This window comes from Chryseobacterium sp. c4a, from assembly GCF_009900745.1.
Lineage (GTDB): Bacteria > Bacteroidota > Bacteroidia > Flavobacteriales > Weeksellaceae > Chryseobacterium.
In genome coordinates this window covers 1-517 of record NZ_WXVU01000054.1, presented here as the reverse complement: position 1 = coordinate 517, position 517 = coordinate 1, and the positions used below count along the sequence as shown (strand labels likewise).

The 517-nt window shown below is 42.0% G+C and carries 1 protein-coding gene; it reads right to left on the bottom strand.

Annotation, left to right across the window (positions count from 1 at the left end; all coding sequences use genetic code 11):
* Window positions 1-517, bottom strand: a 517-nt coding sequence (locus GTR01_RS24445) for an AbfB domain-containing protein (protein WP_185155167.1), incomplete at both ends; no start/stop codon positions are given.

The window sequence follows — 517 nt, the reverse complement described above, 5'->3', positions numbered from 1 at the left end:
CCAAATTGGTTACGGGCTCAACATTCCATAACGGATCAATAACCTTCCATACCATATCCTGGGCAAATGTATTTTGATTGGAAATACTTTTAAGGGCAGGATCTGCCCAAACCTTACCATCAACGTGTCGAATATACTTTTCCGGATTATTTGGCATAGAATTCTTTAGTATAATACCATCCTTACTTCCAACATTTTTGAAAGCACAAAATGTCGCCTCGGTTCGGCGATTAGCACCGTCAATGGTACCAACGCCTATCTGCTGTCCTTTATCTCCGGATGGGGCATATAGATATTGTCCCGGGTAATTCACAGATTCAAAGGAATAACATAGATTATTGCTCATTCCTTTTCTCACAGTAAATGTAGCATCTATACGATCTCTTGCATCACTCTTAGAGTCAATTTTGCCTGTCCGGCCTTGTCCATCTGTACCTCTAAGTACATGATCAGTAAACCCTGAGGTCGTTGCCTGAAGCGAGATTGGTTTGTCTAACGCCAAATTGGTTACGGGCTC